Raw genomic sequence first — 19288 nt, forward strand, 5'->3', positions numbered from 1 at the left:
TTCCAAGAGGTGTGAGGGCGTCTCACGGCAAGGGTCGGCGCGCTCGGCAAGGTGAAGCGGCTCGCGGCTGGGGCCGGCGTGCTCGGCGAGGGGAAGGGGGGCGTCACCATGGGGCGGTCGCGGGCCGAGGACTTCGACCGGTTCGTGGCGGCTCGCTGGTCGGCGCTGCTCCACCTGTCCCGGCTGCTCACCGGCGGAGACCGGCACCGGGCCGAGGATCTGCTCCAGGAGGCGCTGGTCAAGCTGTGGTTCGCCTGGCCGAAGGTGGCCGCACAGGCACCCGAGGCGTATGTGCGCAAGATCCTCGCCCGGGCCGCGGCGCGCTCGGCACGGCGCCGTTGGTGGGGCGAGCACCCCGTGGCGGAACTCCCCGACCCGCCCGGGGCGGGCGACGAGATCGCCGCCGTGGACGAACGGACCCGGCTGGAAGCCATGCTGGCGTCACTTCCGCCGCGGCAGCGGGCCGCGGTGGTGCTGCGCTACTACCAGGACCTGCCCGAGCAGCAGGTCGCGGAGGTGCTGGACTGCCCGCTGGGAACCGCGCGCTCCCTCACCGCCCGCGGCGTCGCCCGGCTACGCCGGCTGATGTCCGACGCGGTCGAGCCGGTCGAGTAGGCCGAGTTGGCGGAGGTGGTCCGTCGAGCGGGGCGAACGGGGTGAGCGGGGCGGATGGGCGGGGTCAGGCGATCAGGCGCCGCGAGTCGAGTGGAGAGGGAGTCATGGATCACTTCGAGCAGGAACTGGCGCGCATGCTGCGTGACAGCCACCAGGAGACGCCCTACGAAGGCAACCACCGGCGCCGTCTGCAAGCCGGTGTGCGCGCCCGGCAGCGGTCCCGGACGGCGTGGATGGCTCTCGGGTCGGTCCTGACCATCACCGGCCTCGGAGTCGTCCTCATGGTCCTGTCGGGACCCTTCGCCCAGGGCGACCCCGCCGGACCCCAGCCCCGCCCCGTCACCTCCGCCGAGTCGGTCTCGGCCCCGCCCACGGCCCGCCCCGCCTCCAGCGCCCAGGGAGTACCGGCACCGACCTACACGTCGTCGGGCGCGCCGGTGCCGGTGCCGTACCGCCCCTGAGACCGTCGCCCGCAGACCGTCCGCGCCCACGCACCGCTCGTCCACCAGCCCCCAGGAAGCCCACCCGTGATCCACGAGAACGCGCCCGTGTCCGTCGACGAGCCCCGCGAGGTGACGTACCGCCAGTCGATCCCCTGGGAGCGGCGGTTGCGCCGCTTCGGGTACGTCGAGCCCCCGCGTACGGAGGTGCGCGACCGCCTGGTCGCACCGTTCCCCGAACCGGGGACGTGGGCGTGGCGCACGCTCGGTCTCTCCTCCGCTACGGCGTCCCGGCTGGCGCGCTGGTCGGGTTGGGGCGGACCGCTGCTGGTGGCGCTGCTGGCGGGGCTGACCCGGTTCTGGGCCCTGGGCAGTCCGCGGACGGTGGTGTTCGACGAGACGTACTACGCCAAGGACGCCTGGTCCCTGCTGCGGCTCGGATACGAGGGCACCTGGCCGGACCGCAAGATCGCCGACCCGCAGATCCTGGCCCACCCGCAGGTCATCCCGCTCACCGACGGCGGGTCCTTCGTCGCGCACCCGCCGACGGGCAAGTGGGTGATCGCCCTCGGCGAGACGGTGTTCGGCCTCACGCCGCTCGGCTGGCGCGTCATGCCGGCGCTGCTCGGCACGCTGTCGGTGCTGATGCTGTGCCGCATCGGCCGCCGCCTGTTCCGCTCGACGGCGATGGGCTGCCTGGCCGGAGCGCTGCTGGCGGTGGACGGCCTGCACCTGGTGATGAGCCGCACCGCGCTGCTCGACCTCGTCGTGATGTTCTTCGTGCTCGCGGCGTTCGGATGCCTGCTCGTCGACCGCGACAAGGCCCGCGCCCGACTCGCCGCGGCCCTGCCGGCCGATGAGCGCGGGCGCATACGCCCGGACGGTCACACCGGCGACCACGCCGGGACGGGCCTGCGCCCCTGGCGGCTCGCGGCGGGCGTCTTCCTGGGTCTGGCGGCCTCCACCAAATGGAACGGCCTGTACTTCCTCGCCTTCTTCGTCGTCCTCACCCTGCTCTGGGACGTCGGCGCGCGCCGTGTGGCGGGTGCGTACCGCCCCTACCGTGCGGTGCTGCGCAAGGACTTCGGCTGGTCGACCCTCTCCCTCGTCCCGGTCGCCGCCCTGACGTACCTCGCGACCTGGACCGGCTGGTTCCGGTCCGACAACGGCTACGGCCGCCACTGGGCGGACCACCGCGGCGGCACCTGGTCCTGGATCCCGGCCCCGCTGCGCAGCCTGTGGCACTACGAGCATGACGTCTACCAGTTCAACGTGGGGCTCCACACTCCCCACACCTACGAGTCGAATCCCTGGAGTTGGCTGGTCCTCGGCCGCCCCGTGCTCTTCCACTACGAGTCCCCCGGGCCCGGACAGGACGGCTGCCGTACGACGGTCGACTGCTCGCAAGCGATCGTCGCGCTGGGAACACCGCTGCTGTGGTGGGCGTCCTGCTGCGCCCTCGTGTACCTGCTCCACCGGTGGGCGCTGCGCCGCGACTGGCGCGCGGGAGCCGTCCTGTGCGCGACGGGCGCCGGCTATCTGCCCTGGTTCCTGTACCAGGACCGCACGGTCTTCTCCTTCTACGCGGTCGTCTTCGTCCCGTATCTGTGCCTGGCCGTGACGATGATGGCCGGCGCCATGGCGGGTCCGCCGGGAGCGGGCGAGGCACGTCGCATCCGCGGGCTGGTGGCGGCGGGTGTGCTGGTCCTGCTCATCGCCTGGAACTTCGTCTACTTCTTCCCGATCTACACCGGGCAGACGATTCCCTACGCCGACTGGCGCGCCAGGATGTGGTTCGACACCTGGGTCTGAGCGCCGCCGCCGCCGCGGTATGCGGTGGGGGGCACCGCCTCTCTCTGCGTATCTTCACCCCATGACGGACAAGCCACCGGCGCACAGGGACACCTGCTCCTGCGTCCACCAGTCCCACCCGCCGACCAGGACCGCCGTCGGGTTCCACCCGGAACGGCAGGACACCACCGCTCCGGGCTGGCGACGCCTCCTGGAACTCGTCGACGAAGCGGCGCGGGACGGCCGCGAGGAGTTCCGTCCGCTGAAGGAACTCAGTGCCGAGGAGCGGCGGCAGGTCATCACCCTGCCGCCGAGCATCGCGAAGCTGACGGAGGTCAGGCACCTCGTCCTCTACGGCAGCAACCTCGTCCGCGTCCCGCCGGAGATCGGCGCCATGACGAACCTGGAGGAGTTCACCCCGTACACCTCCTACCGGCTGCACTGGTTCCCCTACGAGATCACCCGCTGCCGGAAGCTGACCCGCAGCACGGTGAGCACACGCGCGCTGTTCGGGAACTACAAGACGAGGCCGCCCTTCCCCCAGCTCCAGCCCCGCGGGGACACGGACCTCGATCCCCGCCATCTGGACCCCGGCCGCCGGGGTGTGACCGCCGTCCACCGGTGCAGTGTCTGCGACCGCCCGATCGAGCGGGGCGGGCTCCGGCAGGTCTGGCTCTCCCTGCGGGTGGCCACCGACGTACTGCCCCTGCTGGTCAACGCCTGCTCGTCGGCGTGCGTCTCGGCCCTGCCGGAGGGTGCCGAGGACTACATCGCCTCCCCGCACACGGGCGGCACGGTCGAGCAGCCCCCGTCCGACTGGGACTGACCGACAGACCGGCACCTCTGGGCGGCCTCCCCCTGTCCCCCGGGTGTGCCGGCCGTGCAGCTCGTGATCCATGAATCCCTGGCGTCGATCGCCCGAACCGTCCATGTACGGCCCACAACTCCTGTGAAAGAACGCCCAAACACTCGACAGGACCGGGGTAACCAGCGGTAACTTCCGTCACGCTCCCCTCACAACCGCTTTCCCTCCCTCAGGAGACACTCCCCATGCGCAGACTTCTCGCCTGCCTGGCGGCGGCCGCCGCCACCGTCGGCGGTCTCACCGCGGCCGCCCCCTCGGTGGCTGCCCCCTCGGCGGCGGACTCGGGCGCCTTCAACGTCCTCAGCTACAACGTGGCCGGCCTGCCCGAGGCCATCTCCAGCGCCCCGACACCGCGCGAGTCGGCCACCACGGCCATCGGCGGGCGCATAGCGCCGTACGACATCGTGAACGTCCAGGAGGACTTCAACTACCACGCCGCCCTCTACGCCGCCGACACCAACCACGCCTACCGCACACCGACCAGCGGCGGCGCCGGGATCGGCAGCGGCCTCAACACCCTGTCGAAGATCCCCTACGACGAGGGCGACTTCGAGCGGGTCCGCTGGAACACCTGCACCTACGGCTCGGGCGACTGCCTGACCCCGAAGGGCTTCACGTTCATGCGGGAGCGCCTGGCCGAGGGCGTCTACGTCGACTTCTACAACCTGCACACCAACGCGGGCACCAACGCCGACGACCTCGCCGCGCGCGCCGCCAACCTCAGCCAGCTCACCCAGTTCATCTCCACCCACTCCGCCGGAAACGCGGTCGTGGTGATGGGCGACACCAACACCCGCTACACCCGCTCGGGCGACACCATCGCCGAGTTCGCCGCGGCCAACGGGCTGACCGACCCGTGGGTCCAGCTCGTGCGCGGCGGCAGCGCGCCCGCGAAGGGCAGTGACGCCCTGGTCTGCGACCAGTCGGGCACCACCGTGCCCAACACCTGCGAGATCGTCGACAAGGTCCTCTACCGCGGCAGCAAGCTCGTCTCGCTGAACGCCACGTCGTACAACAACGAGCACTCCCGGTTCCTCACCGACGCCGGGCTCATGCTCTCCGACCACGACCCGATCAGCGTCGGCTTCACCTGGTCACGCAACTCCGCCTTCCAGCTGAGCGACCAGTTCGGAGGCCCGCACGGGGACTACTTCAACGACATCGCGGGCGTCCCGGCCGGCGCCCGCGCCACCACCGTCACGCTGCGGGCCGCCTCCCGCGTCGACCAGATGAGCCTGACCCTCGCGAACGGCACCACCTTCCGGCACGGCGGCACCGGGGGCACGGCGTCCTCGCTGACGCTGGGCAGCGGCGAGTACCTGACCTCGGCCCACCTCTGCCAGGGCGTGAAGGACGACCACACGCGGATCTTCTACGCCAAGTTCACGACCAGCCTCGGCCGCACTCTCGCCGGTGGCACCACCACCTCCGACTGCGTGACCCGCACCGCCCCCGCCGGCTGGCAGATCGCCGGCTTCCACGGGCGCGCGGGAGACGAGGTCGACAAGATCGGGTTCGTGTACACCCAGCGCTGAGCCACCCGCGGGGCGTGGCCCGTGTGCACAGACTTCACCAAAGATGCACCAGGTGATTGACGCGCACAGAGCCACGCCCTACGTTCTGACCGATTTCCCGAACCTCGTTCGAAATCCCGCACTTTGAGGTGCTCCCCGCACACCACCTTGGAGAACAAAGATGAGCGCGAATCCCCACCTGAGCCGTCGTGGCCTGCTCGGCATGACCGCCGCCCTGCCGCTCGCCCTGACCCTCGGTTCCGGCACCGCCCACGCCGCCGACTCGGCGTACGCGATGGTGTACTTCACCGAGTCGACCAACCTCGGCGACGGCACCGACTACGGCCTGCACCTCGCCGTGAGCCCCGACGGGCTGAACTGGACGCCGCTCAACCAGAACAACCCCCTGGTCACCCCCACCGCCGGCGCCCTCGGTCTGCGCGACCCCTTCCTCATGCGCAAGCAGGACGGCACCTTCGTCGTCCTCGCCACCGACCTCAAGGGCACCGACTGGAGCTACAACAGCCAGTACATCCACGTCTGGGACTCCGCCGACCTGCGCACCTTCACCGGCTACCGGCGCCTGAAACTGCACGACATGACCACCCACAGCTGGGCTCCCGAGGCGTTCTGGGACGCCGGCCGGGGCCAGTACGCGGTCATCTACTCCTCGGTGAACTCCAGCGGCCACAACGTGATCATGGTGAACTACACCAGCGACTTCGTGACCGCCTCCGCCCCGCAGGTCTTCTTCGACCCGGGCTACGACGTCATCGACGGCGACATGGCCGTGGGTGTCAACGGCTACAACTACCTCTTCTTCAAGAAGAACCAGACCCTGGTCAGCGCCCGGTCCACCTCCCTCAACCCGGGCAGCTTCACCGAGTACAGCGCGGGCGTGGCGCACGGCGGCACCGAGGCCCCGACGGTGGTCAAGTCCCTGACGTCCGGCAACTGGTGGCTGTGGGGAGACACGTACACCCCCAACGGGGTGTTCTACGCCTGGCAGTCGAGCAGCCTCGCCGCCGGCACCTGGACCGCCCTGGACCAGAGGACCTACACCCAGCCGGTCAACTCCAAGCACTGCGGCATCACGACGATCACCACCACCGAGTACAACAACCTGCTCGCCAAGTGGGGCGCGCCGGCCTGGAACCGGCTCAAGTCGTACAACTATCCGTCGCGTTACGTCCGCCACTCCAACTACGCGGGCCGCATCGACGAGTACCCGATCGAGCCGTACAAGGACTCCCTGTGGACCCTGGTTCCCGGGCTCGCCGACAGCTCCGGGGTCTCCTTCCGGTCGGTCAACTACCCCACCCGCTACCTGCGGCACTACAACTACGCGCTCCAACTCGACGTGAACGACGGCACGTCGGCGTTCGCGGGCGACGCGACCTTCTACCGCACCGCGGGCCTCGCGGACGCGAGCTGGGCCTCCTTCCGCTCGTACAACAACCCCACCCGGTACATACGCCACTCCAACTACGTGCTGCGCATCGACCCGATCTCCACGGCCGCCGCCCAGCAGGACGCGACCTTCCGCGTCGGCTACTGACCGCTGGGCGAACGCTCAGAGGGAGTGGTCGCCCAACTTCGCCAGTTCCTTGCCGTGGGCGTCGTACACGCGGAACAGGACGCCGTGGAACATCCCGCGCGGATCGTCCCCCGACGTCGGCGCGGTGACCGCGTACGTGCTCACATAGGCGGGCCGCCCGGCCAGCCGCACAATGGGGAGTTCGGCGGTCCGACCGTTCTCCGTCACCGTGATCCGGGCGGCGGGCGTCTTCCCCGTGTACACGAGGATGCTCACCGTTCCCTCCTTGCGGAAGTACTGGTTGGCGGTCATCGGCACCGTCCCCGGCTGCACCACGTCCACCGGCCCCACGCACCCGGCCTCCGCCTCCTCCGGGCTCGCGGTGCAGAACTCCCGCTTCTTCAGCTCGTACCAGACGCCCAGTCCGGCCTCGATCCGCTCCCCGACACGAACGACGCGTACCGGGGAGCGGTCCTGGGCCGACTCGGGGGAAGCGAAGGGGCGGGGCGCTGAAGAGGTGGCCGCGCTGACGGCGGGCGGGGCCGTGCGGTGCGGCTGGAAGGCCAGGCTGCCGGCCAGCGGAACCAGCAGCGCCACGGCCACGACCGCGGTGGCCAGCCTGCGGCGCCGCCTCATGGTCCGTGCCCGGCGGACGATCCGCTCGCCCGGGAACACCGTGGGGGCGCACTCCCGGGTGGCGTCGTCGAGCACCTGCCACAGTTCGGGCACCGGCGGCTGCGGCGTGATGTCGCTCTTCATGTCTGCCACGTCCTTCTAGTGCCCGTGCGCCATCGTGGCGGCGTAGTCGGACAGTGCCGCGCTGGAGCGCAGCTTCTTCAGTGCCCGGCTGGCCTGGCTCTTCACCGTGCCGACCGAGCAGTCGAGGATCCGCGCGGTCTCCTCCTCGCTCAGGCACTCCCAGTACCGCAGCACGACCACCGCCCGCTGCCGGGGTGGCAGCGTGGCGAGGGCGGCGAAGAGCTCCGACCTGGTGTCGTAGCTGTCGGGGCCGCCGGCGTTCCCGGCCGGGACCCGGTGCTCGGGCAGATGCGGGGTGAGGAGTTGGACCACCCTTCGTTTTCGCTGCCGTGTGGTGTTGTTGTTGATCAGGGCGCGCCGGACGTACTGGTCGGGTACGTCCAGCGTGCGTATGTGGTGCCAGCGCAGATAGACCTTCGCGAGCGTGACCTGGACCAGGTCCTCCGCCTCGTGGTGGTCGCCGTTGGTCAGCAGGTACGCGGTGCGCAGCAGCCGTGGCCACCGGACGGCGGCGTAGGTGTCGAAGTCCAGGAGGTCGGGGTCGTCCCCGGGATCGGCTCCGGGATCGGCTCCGGACCCGGTGGAGGGCACGGCTGCGGACGTGGCTTCGTACTGGGCGAGTTCCCCCTCGTCTTCCCCTCCGGGGCTGGTGTCCCGTTCCCGGTCCGGGTCCGGTGGTACCGCCCCTCTTCGAGAGGCGGTGGGCGTAGGGCTGGTCATCACGTACACCCCGTTTTTCCCGTTTCCTACCGCTGTTCGCGCGCTGGTCAGGCGCACGAGCTTCTTTCAGTAACACCGCTCTCGGGCACCGCGGGTTGCATGGGGCGCGGAAATAGGTCGCCGTCAGTTCGCGGCGCGGCGGCGGATGTGCGGCCCGTACGCGGTGCCCGGCGGGTGTGCGGGTGCGCGTTCGTGGGCGAGCGGCACCCGGGCGTGCGTCCGTGGGCGAGCGCACCCAGGCGTGCGTCCGCGGGCGAGCGGCACCCTGGACGAGGTGAGGTCCGCCCCTCAGGTCTCCCGCAGGGGTGCGTACGCCTCCGCCTGGAGCCCGAAGGTCCACGCCACGCCCGCTCTCGCGGTCCGGGTGGACGGGGGCACCCGCAGCCAGTAGGTGCGGTGGGTTCCGTCCGGTTCCGGGGTGGAGTTGAGCACCTCCACCATCACCACGGGTTCGTCGTCGGTCAGGTCGATGCGCCACAGGGTGCCGGTCTCGTCCTGGTGGACCGGGCGCGCGCCGGAGTCGGCGAGGTAGCGGTCGTAGCCGTAGTACTCCAGCATCACCCGCCGCAGCTCGGCGTTCTCCTCGGCACGGATGCGCTCGGGGGTGAGCGAGGACAGTTCGGCGAGGAAGGCGGCCGGTACCGGCATGCCGCGCCAGGCGTGCAGGGCGAAGCCGTCGGGATAGGCGAGCGCGGGTCCTTCGCCGTGGTCGAGTCGGCCCGCCTCGTCGCGGTGCAGGGCCACGGGCCGCTCCGACAGCACCGCGACGCGGGCGAACGGCCACCACCAGCCCGCGCTGCGGCACACCGTGGCCAGCGCGTCGAGCGGGCCGTCGTCGGCGGGGAACGCGGCGAGCCAGGGCGCGTCGTGCTGCCCGAGCACGGCGTCCACCAGGAGCAGCCGCACCTGGGCCGCCTCCCGACCCGTGTCCCGGCCGGCCAGTTCCTCGACGACTCCGGACCTGATCCGGTCCACGAGCTCCTGCGTCGACTCCCACAGCCTGCCGCCGGTCGCCGCCCAGTGCTCCGACCACCCGGCGGCGCCCAGCTCGGCGTGCAACCGGCTCCGCGCACGCACCCAGGGCGCGTTGCGCACCGCGTCGCGCACACTCGGCCCCGGGTCCGGCAGCTGCCGTATCAACGTCACCGCCTGCGACGGGGATCCGGCCCACACCACGCGCTCCGGTTCCGCCAGCCCCGCCAGCCGATAGGCCCGCCGCACGCCTTCCTCGGCGGTGGCCCGCTCGGCGGGCGCCGTCGACGCGGCCCAGGCCCGCCAGGCGCCCAGCCCCTCGGTGGCGGCGCCCTGTTCCGTCTCTGTCACTTCGATGTCCGTCCTCGTCATGTTGCCCTCCACGGAACGCCGTTCCTGCGCCAGGACCCGGTCGACCGAACGCCGTTCAGCCCGCCATGTCCGTCACGCCGAACGCCGTTCCTCCGCCACGCTCCGCTCAGCGGACGCCGTTGAGCCCGCCACGTTCCGCTCCACCGAGCGCCGTTCAGTCCGGCATGTCCGTTTTCACTGAACGCCGTTCAGCCCGCCACGATGCGCGCCACCGAACGCCGTTCCTCCACCACGTTCCGTTCAGCGGACGCCGCTCAGTCCGCCACGATCCGCACGGAGCCCGGCACGTACTCCCGCTGTCTGATCACCCGGTACCAGCCCTTGGGCAACGCGATGGCCGCGTGCTCCTCGTGGACCACCCGGCCGCCCTGGGGCAGGTGCAGCAGCAAGGGACCGAACGGGCCCGGCTCACGCACCAACTCCCCCGGCCCCACGACCGCGTGGGCATGCCCGGTGACCTCGCCGAGCGCCAGCACCAGGCGCCCCCGTCCGTCCCGTCGCTCGCGAGGCGCGCGGGCCACGTGCTCCGGCACCGCCCCCTCCGTCACGGGCACGATCAGCACGTCTCCCTGCCGGTACATGGCTGTCCCCTTCCCGCCGGGTGCGCCACCCGCACCGGCCTCATGACCAAGACCGTAGGCGGCGGCACTGACAACGCCCCCGATCCCCGACCCGGCGAACGGCGTTGTCAGTGCCTGTTGGTAGAACTGCGGCATCACGGACCGCACACTCTTTCTCTTCGGGAGCAGCCGCATGACCATCGGTAACCACCTCGACGTGTTCCACCGGCTGCCCGTCCACGCCTTCCCCGGCCCCGACACCGAGGTGGGTGACCTGCCCGAGTCCGACTCCGTCGCCTGGCGCGTCGCCGCGGACGTGTACGACAGCGAGGAGAACTGGACGGCGGCCTTCGCGCGGTTCTGCGACGCCGTCGACACCAAGCGGGTCCGAGCCCTGGTCGTCGGCGCCTGGGAGGAGGCCTACGAGACCGACTCCTCCGCCGTCATCGAGGCCCTGCTCGCCGCCCGGGACCGCTTCCCGGCGCTGCGCGCCCTGTTCCTGGGCGACATGGTGATGGAGGAGTCCGAGATCTCCTGGATCAACCAGACCGACGTCACCCCGCTCCTCGCCGGCTTCCCCGCGCTGGAGGAGTTCGGTGTGCGCGGCGGCTCGGGGTTGGGGTTCACGGCGCTGACCCACACCTCGCTGCGCAAGCTCGTCGTGGAGACCGGCGGGCTGCCCGCGCAGGTGGTGCGGGGCATCGGAGCGAGCGACCTGCCCGCGCTGGAGCACCTGGACCTGTGGCTGGGCACCCCCGACTACGGCGGCGACAGCGAGGTCTCCGACCTGGAGCCCCTGCTGTCCGGTGCCCGGCTGCCGAAGCTGCGTCACCTCGCCCTGCGCAACAGCGAGATGCAGGACGCCGTGGCCGCGGCCGTCGCCTCGGCCCCCGTCGTGGCCCGCCTGGAGGTGCTGGACCTGTCCATGGGCGTCCTGACCGACGAGGGCGCCGCCGCGCTCCTGGCCGGGCAGCCCCTGACCCACCTCAAGAAGCTCGACCTGCACCACCACTACCTCAGCGAGCCCTTCGTGGAACGCTTCCGGCAGACCTTGCAGACCGCGGGCGTCGACGTCGACCTGGACCGCGGCGACGCGGACGAGGACACCGAGGACGACGGCACGGTCTGGCGCTATGTCGCCGTGGGCGAGTGAGCTCACCCCCCATGGCTCCCCCGTCGTCCGCCACCCCCGCGCGCTTCGCGGTCGTCGGCAACCCCGACAACCGCCGGGTGTCGCTCTTCGCCGAGGCGGTGCGCGCGGCCGGCCTGCCCGGGCCGCGCGTGGTGCCCTGGCTGGACGTCCTGCGCGCGCGGGGAGCGGACTTCGCCGACGACGAGTTCGTCCGGATCGACTCCCCCGGTGAGCATCCGGAGGTCGACCGTCTGCTGCGGGGCACCACCGATCCCACCCGGGTGGAGGGTTCGGGCCGCTGGTACGCCGGGTTCACCGCCGCGCTGCGCGGACTGCGCGGCGGCATCCGGCTGGCCGACACCGACGATCTCGCCGTGCTCTTCGACAAACGCCGGTGCCACGGTGTGCTCCACGCGGCGGGAGTGCCCGTCCCCGTTTCGCCCACGTCCGGTCCGACCGGCGCGCGCGTCCAGGGCTGGGACGACGTACGGGCGCTGATGCGGGAGCACCGCATGCCCCGGGTGTTCGTCAAGCCCGCCCACGGCTCGTCCGCCTCGGGAGTGCTCGCCGTCGAGACCGGCGGCGGGGGCCGCGTCCGGGCCACCACCTCCGTGGAACTCACCCCGCACGACGGCCTGCACAACTCGCTCAGGGTGCGCCGCTACGAACGGGAGCAGGACATCGCCGTCATCGTCGACGCCCTGGCACCCGACGGACTGCACCTGGAGCGCTGGCTCCCCAAGGCCTCCCAGCACGGCCGCGCCGCCGATCTGAGAGTGGTCGTGGTGGCGGGGCGGGCCACCCACGCGGTGGTCCGCACCAGCCGCTCACCCCTGACCAACCTGCACCTCGGCGGCAGCCGCGGCGACCTCGACACCGCCCGCCGGGCCGTCGAGGCGGCGGGCGCGCGCTGGTCGGACGTGCTGGAGGTGGGCGAGCGTGCCGCGCACTGCTTCCCGCGCACCCTGTGCGTCGGCGTGGACCTGCTGCCCGCCATCGGCTGGCGCAGGGCCTTCGTCGGCGAGGTCAACGCCTTCGGCGATCTGCTGCCCCGGCTGACCGGCCTGCCCGGCAGCGGCGCCGAGGGCCTGGACACCTATGGCGCTCAGGTGGCCGCCGCCCTGCGCGCACCCGCACGACCGGCTTCACCGGCTCCACCCGCAAGAACAGGAACACCCCATGCCTGAGCCCGACATGAGGAACGTCGTCGGCCACGACGACATCCTCCTCGTCACCCTCGACACCCTGCGCTACGACGTGGCCGCCGAACTGGCCGCCGAGGGCCGCCTCCCCCGACTGGGCCGCCGGCTGCCCGGCGGCCGCTGGGAGGAGCGCCACGCTCCGGGCAGCTTCACCTACGCCTCCCACCAGGCGATCTTCGCGGGCTTCCTGCCGACTCCGGCCGCCCCCGGACCGCACCCCCGACTGTTCGCGGCCAGCTTCGCCGGCAGCGAGACCACCGCCGACGGCACCTTCGTCTACGACACCCCGGACCTCGTCTCCGGTCTCGCCGGGGCCGGCTACCACACCGCCTGCGTCGGCGGCGTGGGCTTCTTCAACCAGCAGGGCCCGCTCGGCTCGGTGCTGCCGGGTCTCTTCCACGAGGCCCACTGGGAGCCGGAGTTCGGCGTCACCTCGCCGCACTCCTTCGAGAACCAGATCGCGTGTGCCGAGCGGGTCATCGCCCGACTCCCCGCCGAGCAGCGCCTGTTCCTCTTCGTGAACGTCTCGGCCCTGCACCAGCCGAACTGGTTCCACCTGCCCGGCGCGACGCGCGAGGCCGGAGACAGCCGCGCCACGCACGCCGCCGCGCTGGAGTACGTCGACCGGCACATCGACCGCCTCTTCGACGCCATGAGTTCCCGGCGCCGCTGCTTCGCCATCGTCTGCTCCGACCACGGCACCGCCTACGGCGACGACGGCTACACCGGCCACCGCCTCGGTCACACCTCCGTGTGGACCGTGCCCTACGCCCACTTCTTCCTCGACCCTGCCGAGGCCGCCCGATGACCACCGCCCACGCCACCTCACCGGACCAGCACGACGCGGCCACCCCGCCGGACCAGCACGACGCGGCCACCCCGCCGGACCAGCACGACGCGGGCACCTCGCCGGACCGGCACCACCCGACCGACCCGCCGGACCAGTACCACCCGACCGTCCCGCCGGACCAGCACCACCCGACCACCTCGCCCTACCAGCACTACGTCTACGCGTATCCGCACAAGACGGCCTACCGTCGGTTGCCCGACCGCCCCGCGCTGTCCTCGCTGTGGGCGGCGCAGGACAAGCGCGCCCTCTCCCTGTACCTGCACATACCGTTCTGCGAGGTGCGCTGCGGCTTCTGCAACCTCTTCACCCGCATCGGCGCCCCCGAGGGCCTGACCGGCGCCTACCTGGACGCGCTGGAGCGGCAGGCCACCGCCGTACGCGCGGCGCTGGGCGGCGGCGACGAACCTCGGTTCGCCACCGCCGCCTTCGGTGGCGGAACCCCCACCTTCCTCACCGCGCCCGAGCTGGAACGCCTCTTCGACATCGCCGAGCACCGTACGGGCGCCGACCTGCGCGCGATCCCGCTGTCCGTGGAGGCCTCGCCCGCCACGGCCACCGCGGACCGCCTCGCCGTCCTGGCCGCCCGCGGCACCACCCGCCTCAGCCTGGGCGTGCAGAGCTTCGTCGACTCCGAGGCCCGGTCCGCGGTGCGACCCCAGCGACGCGCGGACGTCGAGGCCGCCCTCACCCGCGTCCGCGACAGCCGCATCCCAGTCCTCAACATCGACCTCATCTACGGCATCGACGGCCAGACCGAGCAGACCTGGCGGCACTCCCTGGACGCCGCCCTCGCCTGGCACCCCGAGGAGCTGTACCTCTATCCGCTCTACGTCCGCCCCCTGACCGGCCTCGACCGCCATCGCGCCGGCGGTGGCCCCGACCCGGCCTGGGACGAACAGCGGCTGCGCCTGTACCGGGCGGGCCGCGACCATCTCCTGGCGCGCGGCTACGTCCAGCAGTCCATGCGGATGTTCCGCCGGGCCGACGCACCGCCGCAGGGCGCCGACGACTACGCCTGCCAGACCGACGGCATGATCGGTCTCGGCTGCGGCGCCCGTTCGTACACCACGGACCTGCACTACTCCTTCGACTACGCGGTCGGGATGCACGAGATCCGCGGCATCATCGACGACTACGTCGCCACCACGGACTTCGCCCACGCGGAGATCGGTTACCGCGTGGACGCCCAGGAGGCGCGCCGCCGCCACCTCCTCCAGTCGCTTCTCCAGGCGGAGGGCCTCGCCGTCGACGACTACCGGGCCCGCTTCGGGAACGCCCCCGCCGACGACTTCGGCACCGAACTCCAACGCCTCGCCGACCGCAGGTGGCTGGACGAGACGGCCACCCGTCTGCGGCTCACCCCCGAGGGGCTCGCCCACTCCGACGCCATCGGACCCGAGCTGTTCTCCCCCGCCGTGCGGGCCGCCATGGCCGCCTACGAGCGGAAGTGAGCGGCGAGCCGTGGACCTGACCCTCCTCTACCGGGGCCCGCTCGCCTCGTGCGACTACGACTGCCCCTACTGCCCGTTCGCCAAGCGCCGCGACTCCACCGCCCAACTCCGCGCCGACCGTGCCGCACTGGAACGCTTCTCCGCCTGGGCGGCGGCCCAGAGCGAGGACCGGCTCTCGATCCTGTTCACCCCCTGGGGCGAGGGTCTGGTGCGCTCCTGGTACCGACGCGCCCTGACCGAACTGTCCCGGCTGCCGCACATCCGCCGCGTCGCCATCCAGACCAATCTCAGCTGCCGCACCGACTGGCTCGCCGACGCCGACCTCGACACCCTCGCCCTGTGGTGCACCTTCCACCCGGGCCAGACCCCCTACGACCGCTTCCTCGCCAAGTGCCGCGACCTGGCCGACCGCGGCGTCCGGTTCAGCGTCGGTGTCGTCGGGCTGCCCGACCATCTGGAGGCCGCCCGCCGCCTGCGGACCGACCTGCCGGCACACGTCTACCTGTGGATCAACGCGGCCGAGGGCCACACGTACCAGGACGCCGAGGCCGAGGAGTGGACCGCGCTCGACCCCCTCTTCCCCTACAGCCGTACCCCGCACGCCAGCGGGGGGCTGCCCTGCCGTACCGGCGAGTCCGTCGTCTCGGTCGACGGCGAGGGCACCGTCCGGCGCTGCCACTTCGTCCGCGCCGAACTGGGCAACCTCTACGACGGTTCCTACCGCGAGGCCCTGCGCCCACGCCCCTGCCCGCTCGCCGTCTGTGACTGCCACATCGGCTATGTCCATCTGGAGACCCTGCCGTTGTACGACGTGTTCGCGGGCGGGGTCCTGGAACGGGTCCCGGCGGCCAGGACGGCGGAGGCGCACGGCCCGTAGGCGCACACCGGGTCGGTCGGCTCCGACCCGGATCAGCGGGCGGCCGCCCCCTTCCGACGCAGGTCCCGCTTCGTGGGCAGGGGCTCCAGGCCGGCCGAGCGATAGGTGGCGACGGCGCCGATGTTGGTGCTGGGGGTGCTGACGACCACGCTGGACGCGCCCAGCTCCTGAAGGGTCCGCGCCGCGGCCAGGGTGATGGCGCGGCCGTGACCGTGGCCCCGGTGGGCCGGGTGCACGCCCATGGGCTCGATGAGCCCGGGCCTGCCCCGACCCGCCGACCACAGCGTCACGACGGCCACCGCCTCGCCCCGCTCGTCGCGGGCGAGCAGACACCGCGCGTCGCGGTACGACGGGCCGGCCGCCATCGCGTGCCAGCTCGTGTCGGTGAACGTGGACCCGTCGAAGGCCGCCCGTTGGACCGCGGTCCGTTCGGCCACCTGCTCCGGTCCGACCACCTCGACGCGTACGCCGGGATCCGGCACGGGTCCGGCGAGGTCGCGCCGGAGCGGGGTCCACGGCTCGTCGTTCTCCCAGCCCTCCCCGGCCAGCAGTTCGCGGACGAGCGCGCCCGGCGGCGTCTCGACGTACACCGAGCCCTCGCCCAGCACCCCACGCCCGGGCACCGACACGTCCTCGACCATCCGCCGCGCCAGCTCCTCGTCCCGCAGGGCGTCCGGCGCGATCGCCAGCCGCAGCAGATCCGGGCCGTCCAGCAGTCCGACCGCCAGCACGCGCCCGGCCCGGCGCCACGTCCGTACGGCCCGCGCGGTCCGCTCCGCGCCGAACCGCCGGAACCACCCCACGTCCCCCGGATGCAGCTGCACGGGTGCCGGCTCGTCCTGCCACTGCCCCAACACCCGCACCACGGCGTCGAGTCCGTCGACATCGGGATGGGCCGTCTCGATCGCCATGCCCCGATCACACACCACCCCGCCACTCCCGCGCACCCGGCTTTCGGCGGGGCGCCTCATTGGGGGGCGTCCCGCACGTGGTCGGTCTCAGCCCAGGTTCAGATCGGCGTACACGAGGTGGTGGTCGGAGTACTCGCTGGGCCGCACATGATGCTGAAGCGGAGTGATGCCGCGCAGGAAGACGTAGTCGAACTTGCTCTGCCAGTCGGTGGTCGTCCGGCAGGCTCCGGCCGACGAGGGGTCGCACTGCGGGTCGGTGTCCGTGGCCAGCGCCCACATCGGGCTGAGTTCTGAGGCGTACGGCACGGCGTTGAAGTCGCCGAGGACGATCGCACGGTCGTACGTCCCGACCTTCTTGGCGAGGACGTCGGCCTGCTCGGCGCGGACCTCTTCCTGACGTCGTTCGGCGAGGTGGGTGTTGAACACCCGGACGGTCTCTCCGCCCACCTTGGTGGTCACCGCCAGGTACCCGCGGTCCTCGGAGCCGCCGTCGGGGTACTCCTCCAGAACACGGTCCGTCATCGGGGAGGCCGACAGCAGCGCCTGTCCGTAGCCACCCGGACTCCACGGCACTCCCCCGCAGCGGCCCCAGTTGCGCAGCACCGCCCCGTACTCGACGTGGTAGACCAGCCCGTGGAGACGTTCCAGATCGTCCCGGATCTTCTCGACGTCCCCTACGCACGCTTCCTGCACCGCGACGACCTGGGGCGCGTAGGCGGCGATCTCGGCGGCCTGGTCGGCGTTGCTCGCGTCGCACGGGTTGCAGAGATTCCAGGTCATCACCCGGTTCGCCACGACGTCCTTGACGGCCTCGGGGGGCAGCGACCCGCCCGGAGTGGCATCGCCCGTCGCGCTGCGGCCGGCCAGCGCGACGCAGGCCACGATCGCGGCGCCCGCGACCAACCGCGTGCCTTTCCCCAACGCCAACGCCCCCTCACCGCGGATACGCGCGTGCACACAGCATTCGACGTCATGACAGACGTCTTTACAGACGAGATTACGGGACGGGCGTACCGACTCCGCATGATCACCGGGAGACTGTCAGCCAATCGACAGGTAGCCACAGGGCCCCCGTCCCACGGCTCGGAGCAACGAATCCGACCCCCGAGTTCCCGTTACGTTCCGTGTCGGCGGATGATCAGGGGGGTAACGGTGGAGAACCTGGAGAGGCAGATACGTCATGGATGACCGCTTCGACGTCGTCGTGCTCGGCGCCGGCCCCGGCGGCTATGTCGCCGCCATCCGCGCCGCCCAGCTGGGCAAGCGGGTCGCGGTGGTGGAGGAGAAGTACTGGGGCGGGGTCTGTCTGAACGTCGGCTGCATCCCGACCAAGGCACTGCTGCGCAACGCGGAGCTCGCCCACATCTTCACCCGCGAGGCCAAGACCTTCGGCATCAAGGCCGAGGGGCAGGTGACGTTCGACTACGGCGAGGCCTTCCGGCGCAGCCGCAAGGTGGCCGACGGCCGCGTCAAGGGCGTCCACTACCTGATGAAGAAGAACAAGATCACCGAGTTCGACGGCCGGGGCACCTTCCTGGACGCGAACACGCTGAGCGTGGCGCTGAGCGACGGGACGACCCGCACCATCGGCTTCGACCACTGCGTCATCGCCACCGGCGCCACCCCCAAGCTGCTGCCCGGGACGCGGCGCAGCGAGCGCGTGGTCACGTACGAGGAGCAGATCCTCGCCGACGGGCTGCCCGGCTCGGTCGTCATCGCGGGCGCCGGCGCCATCGGCATCGAGTTCGCCTACGTGCTGCACAACTACGGCGTGAAGGTCACGATCGTGGAGTTCCTCGACCGGGTCGCCCCGCTGGAGGACGAGGAGATCTCCGCCGAACTCGCCAAGCAGTACCGCAAGCTCGGCATCGACGTCCTGACCTCCACCCGGGTGGAGTCGATCGACGAGTCCGGCCCGCAGGTGCGCGTCACCGTCACCGGCAAGGACGGCAACCAGCAGGTGCTGGAGGCGGACAAGGTCCTCCAGGCGATCGGGTTCGCCCCGAACGTCACGGGCTACGGCCTGGAGAACACCGGCGTGGCGCTCACCGAGCGGGGCGCGATCGAGGTCGACGGCCGCTGCCGCACCTCCGTGCCCCACCTCTACGCCATCGGTGACGTCACCGCGAAGCTGATGCTCGCGCACACCGCCGAGGCGATGGGGGTGATCGCCGCCGAGACGATCGCCGACGCGGAGACGATGGAGCTGGACTATGTGATGGTCCCGCGCGCCACGTACTGCCAGCCGCAGATCGCGAGCTTCGGCTGGACCGAGGCGCAGGCCCGCGAGAAGGGCTTCGACGTCCAGGTCGCCAAGTTCCCGTTCACCGCCAACGGCAAGGCGCACGGCCTGGGCGACTCCACCGGTTTCGTCAAGGTCATCAGCGACGCGAAGTACGGCGAGCTGCTCGGCGCCCACATGATCGGCCCGGACGTCACCGAGCTGCTGCCCGAGCTGACGCTGGCCCAGCAGTGGGATCTGACGGTCCACGAGATCGCCCGCAACGTGCACGCCCACCCGACGCTCGGCGAGGCGGTGAAGGAAGCGGTGCACGGCCTGGCCGGACACATGATCAACTTCTGACACGGCGACGGGCCGGACAGGGCCGCCCCCGCCCTGTCCGCCTCCCGCCGCACGACCCCGGCACAAGTCCCCCGAACGGCCCCGAACAGCCGTGAGCGAGTCGAACCCGTGTCACATCGGGCCGATAGCCTGCACA

General features: G+C 71.7%; 18 protein-coding genes. 12 read left to right on the forward strand and 6 right to left on the reverse strand.

All coding sequences use genetic code 11. The features are described 5' to 3' along the window. The first annotated feature begins 108 nt into the window (after positions 1-108). The 6 genes from ACH41F_RS06605 (at position 109) to ACH41F_RS06630 (ending at position 6783) form a co-directional block, all read left to right on the forward strand. Positions 109-615 carry a SigE family RNA polymerase sigma factor gene (locus tag ACH41F_RS06605; protein WP_398833486.1) on the forward strand — a complete coding sequence of 169 codons (507 nt, stop codon included), beginning with the start codon at positions 109-111 and terminating at the stop codon, positions 613-615. 104 nt (positions 616-719) lie between these two features. Continuing rightward, positions 720-1076, forward strand: a complete 357-nt coding sequence (locus ACH41F_RS06610) for a hypothetical protein (protein ID WP_398833488.1) — start codon at positions 720-722, stop codon at positions 1074-1076. An 87-nt stretch (positions 1077-1163) separates the two neighbouring features. Continuing rightward, positions 1164-2867 carry a dolichyl-phosphate-mannose--protein mannosyltransferase gene (locus ACH41F_RS06615; protein ID WP_398833666.1) on the forward strand — a complete coding sequence of 568 codons (1704 nt, stop codon included), beginning with the start codon at positions 1164-1166 and terminating at the stop codon, positions 2865-2867. A 61-nt stretch (positions 2868-2928) separates the two neighbouring features. Further along, complete coding sequence (locus ACH41F_RS06620; protein WP_398833490.1) at positions 2929-3672, forward strand: leucine-rich repeat domain-containing protein; 744 nt, start codon at positions 2929-2931, stop codon at positions 3670-3672. A gap of 224 nt (positions 3673-3896) precedes the next feature. Continuing rightward, positions 3897-5246, forward strand: coding sequence for a jacalin-like lectin (locus tag ACH41F_RS06625; protein WP_398833492.1), 1350 nt, complete (start codon positions 3897-3899; stop codon positions 5244-5246). 160 nt (positions 5247-5406) lie between these two features. Continuing rightward, positions 5407-6783, forward strand: a complete 1377-nt coding sequence (locus ACH41F_RS06630) for an AbfB domain-containing protein (RefSeq protein ID WP_391232029.1) — start codon at positions 5407-5409, stop codon at positions 6781-6783. 15 nt (positions 6784-6798) lie between these two features. On the opposite strand, the gene ACH41F_RS06635 is transcribed toward ACH41F_RS06630, so the two are convergent. The 4 genes from ACH41F_RS06635 to ACH41F_RS06650 all read right to left on the reverse strand — a co-directional run bounded on the left by ACH41F_RS06635 (position 6799) and on the right by ACH41F_RS06650 (position 10166). Further along, entirely contained in the window at positions 6799-7521 is a 723-nt protein-coding gene (locus ACH41F_RS06635; RefSeq protein WP_398833494.1) for a hypothetical protein, read from the reverse strand. 15 nt (positions 7522-7536) lie between these two features. Next, positions 7537-8241: a SigE family RNA polymerase sigma factor gene (locus ACH41F_RS06640; RefSeq protein WP_398833496.1), complete on the reverse strand. Its 705-nt coding sequence runs from the start codon at positions 8239-8241 to the stop codon at positions 7537-7539. A gap of 288 nt (positions 8242-8529) precedes the next feature. Next, positions 8530-9585 (reverse strand): DUF6745 domain-containing protein, encoded by a 1056-nt coding sequence (locus ACH41F_RS06645; protein ID WP_398833498.1) that lies wholly within the window; start codon positions 9583-9585, stop codon positions 8530-8532. Positions 9586-9839: 254 nt separating this feature from the next. After that, a complete protein-coding gene (locus ACH41F_RS06650) occupies positions 9840-10166 on the reverse strand; it encodes a hypothetical protein (RefSeq protein ID WP_398833500.1) in 327 nt (108 codons plus the stop codon). Positions 10167-10338: 172 nt separating this feature from the next. Here ACH41F_RS06650 and ACH41F_RS06655 point away from each other — a divergent pair, with 172 nt between their 5' ends. From ACH41F_RS06655 to ACH41F_RS06675, 5 genes are read left to right on the forward strand one after another with little or no spacing between them, the layout of a single operon-like run. After that, on the forward strand, positions 10339-11298 hold the full coding sequence (locus tag ACH41F_RS06655) for an STM4015 family protein (protein WP_398833502.1): 960 nt from the start codon (positions 10339-10341) through the stop codon (positions 11296-11298). Positions 11299-11309: 11 nt separating this feature from the next. Beyond that, positions 11310-12464, forward strand: coding sequence for an STM4014 family protein (locus ACH41F_RS06660; protein WP_391232022.1), 1155 nt, complete (start codon positions 11310-11312; stop codon positions 12462-12464). 7 nt (positions 12465-12471) lie between these two features. Continuing rightward, complete coding sequence (locus ACH41F_RS06665; RefSeq protein WP_398833668.1) at positions 12472-13287, forward strand: STM4013/SEN3800 family hydrolase; 816 nt, start codon at positions 12472-12474, stop codon at positions 13285-13287. Continuing rightward, positions 13284-14780 (forward strand): STM4012 family radical SAM protein, encoded by a 1497-nt coding sequence (locus ACH41F_RS06670; RefSeq protein WP_398833504.1) that lies wholly within the window; start codon positions 13284-13286, stop codon positions 14778-14780. Before ACH41F_RS06665 ends, ACH41F_RS06670 begins: the two co-directional genes overlap by 4 nt. 10 nt (positions 14781-14790) lie before the next feature. Next, positions 14791-15657, forward strand: a complete 867-nt coding sequence (locus tag ACH41F_RS06675) for an STM4011 family radical SAM protein (RefSeq protein WP_391232020.1) — start codon at positions 14791-14793, stop codon at positions 15655-15657. A gap of 32 nt (positions 15658-15689) precedes the next feature. On the opposite strand, the gene ACH41F_RS06680 is transcribed toward ACH41F_RS06675, so the two are convergent. Next, entirely contained in the window at positions 15690-16568 is an 879-nt protein-coding gene (locus ACH41F_RS06680) for a GNAT family N-acetyltransferase (RefSeq protein WP_398833506.1), read from the reverse strand. 87 nt (positions 16569-16655) lie between these two features. Continuing rightward, entirely contained in the window at positions 16656-17495 is an 840-nt protein-coding gene (locus ACH41F_RS06685; protein ID WP_391232018.1) for an endonuclease/exonuclease/phosphatase family protein, read from the reverse strand. Between the two features lie 253 nt (positions 17496-17748). Here ACH41F_RS06685 and lpdA point away from each other — a divergent pair, with 253 nt between their 5' ends. Beyond that, positions 17749-19152 (forward strand): dihydrolipoyl dehydrogenase, encoded by a 1404-nt coding sequence (lpdA, locus tag ACH41F_RS06690; RefSeq protein ID WP_391232017.1) that lies wholly within the window; start codon positions 17749-17751, stop codon positions 19150-19152. Positions 19153-19288: the final 136 nt, after the last annotated feature.

Origin of the sequence: Streptomyces sp. NPDC020489 (assembly GCF_044386545.1) — a bacterium.
Classification (GTDB): domain Bacteria; phylum Actinomycetota; class Actinomycetes; order Streptomycetales; family Streptomycetaceae; genus Streptomyces.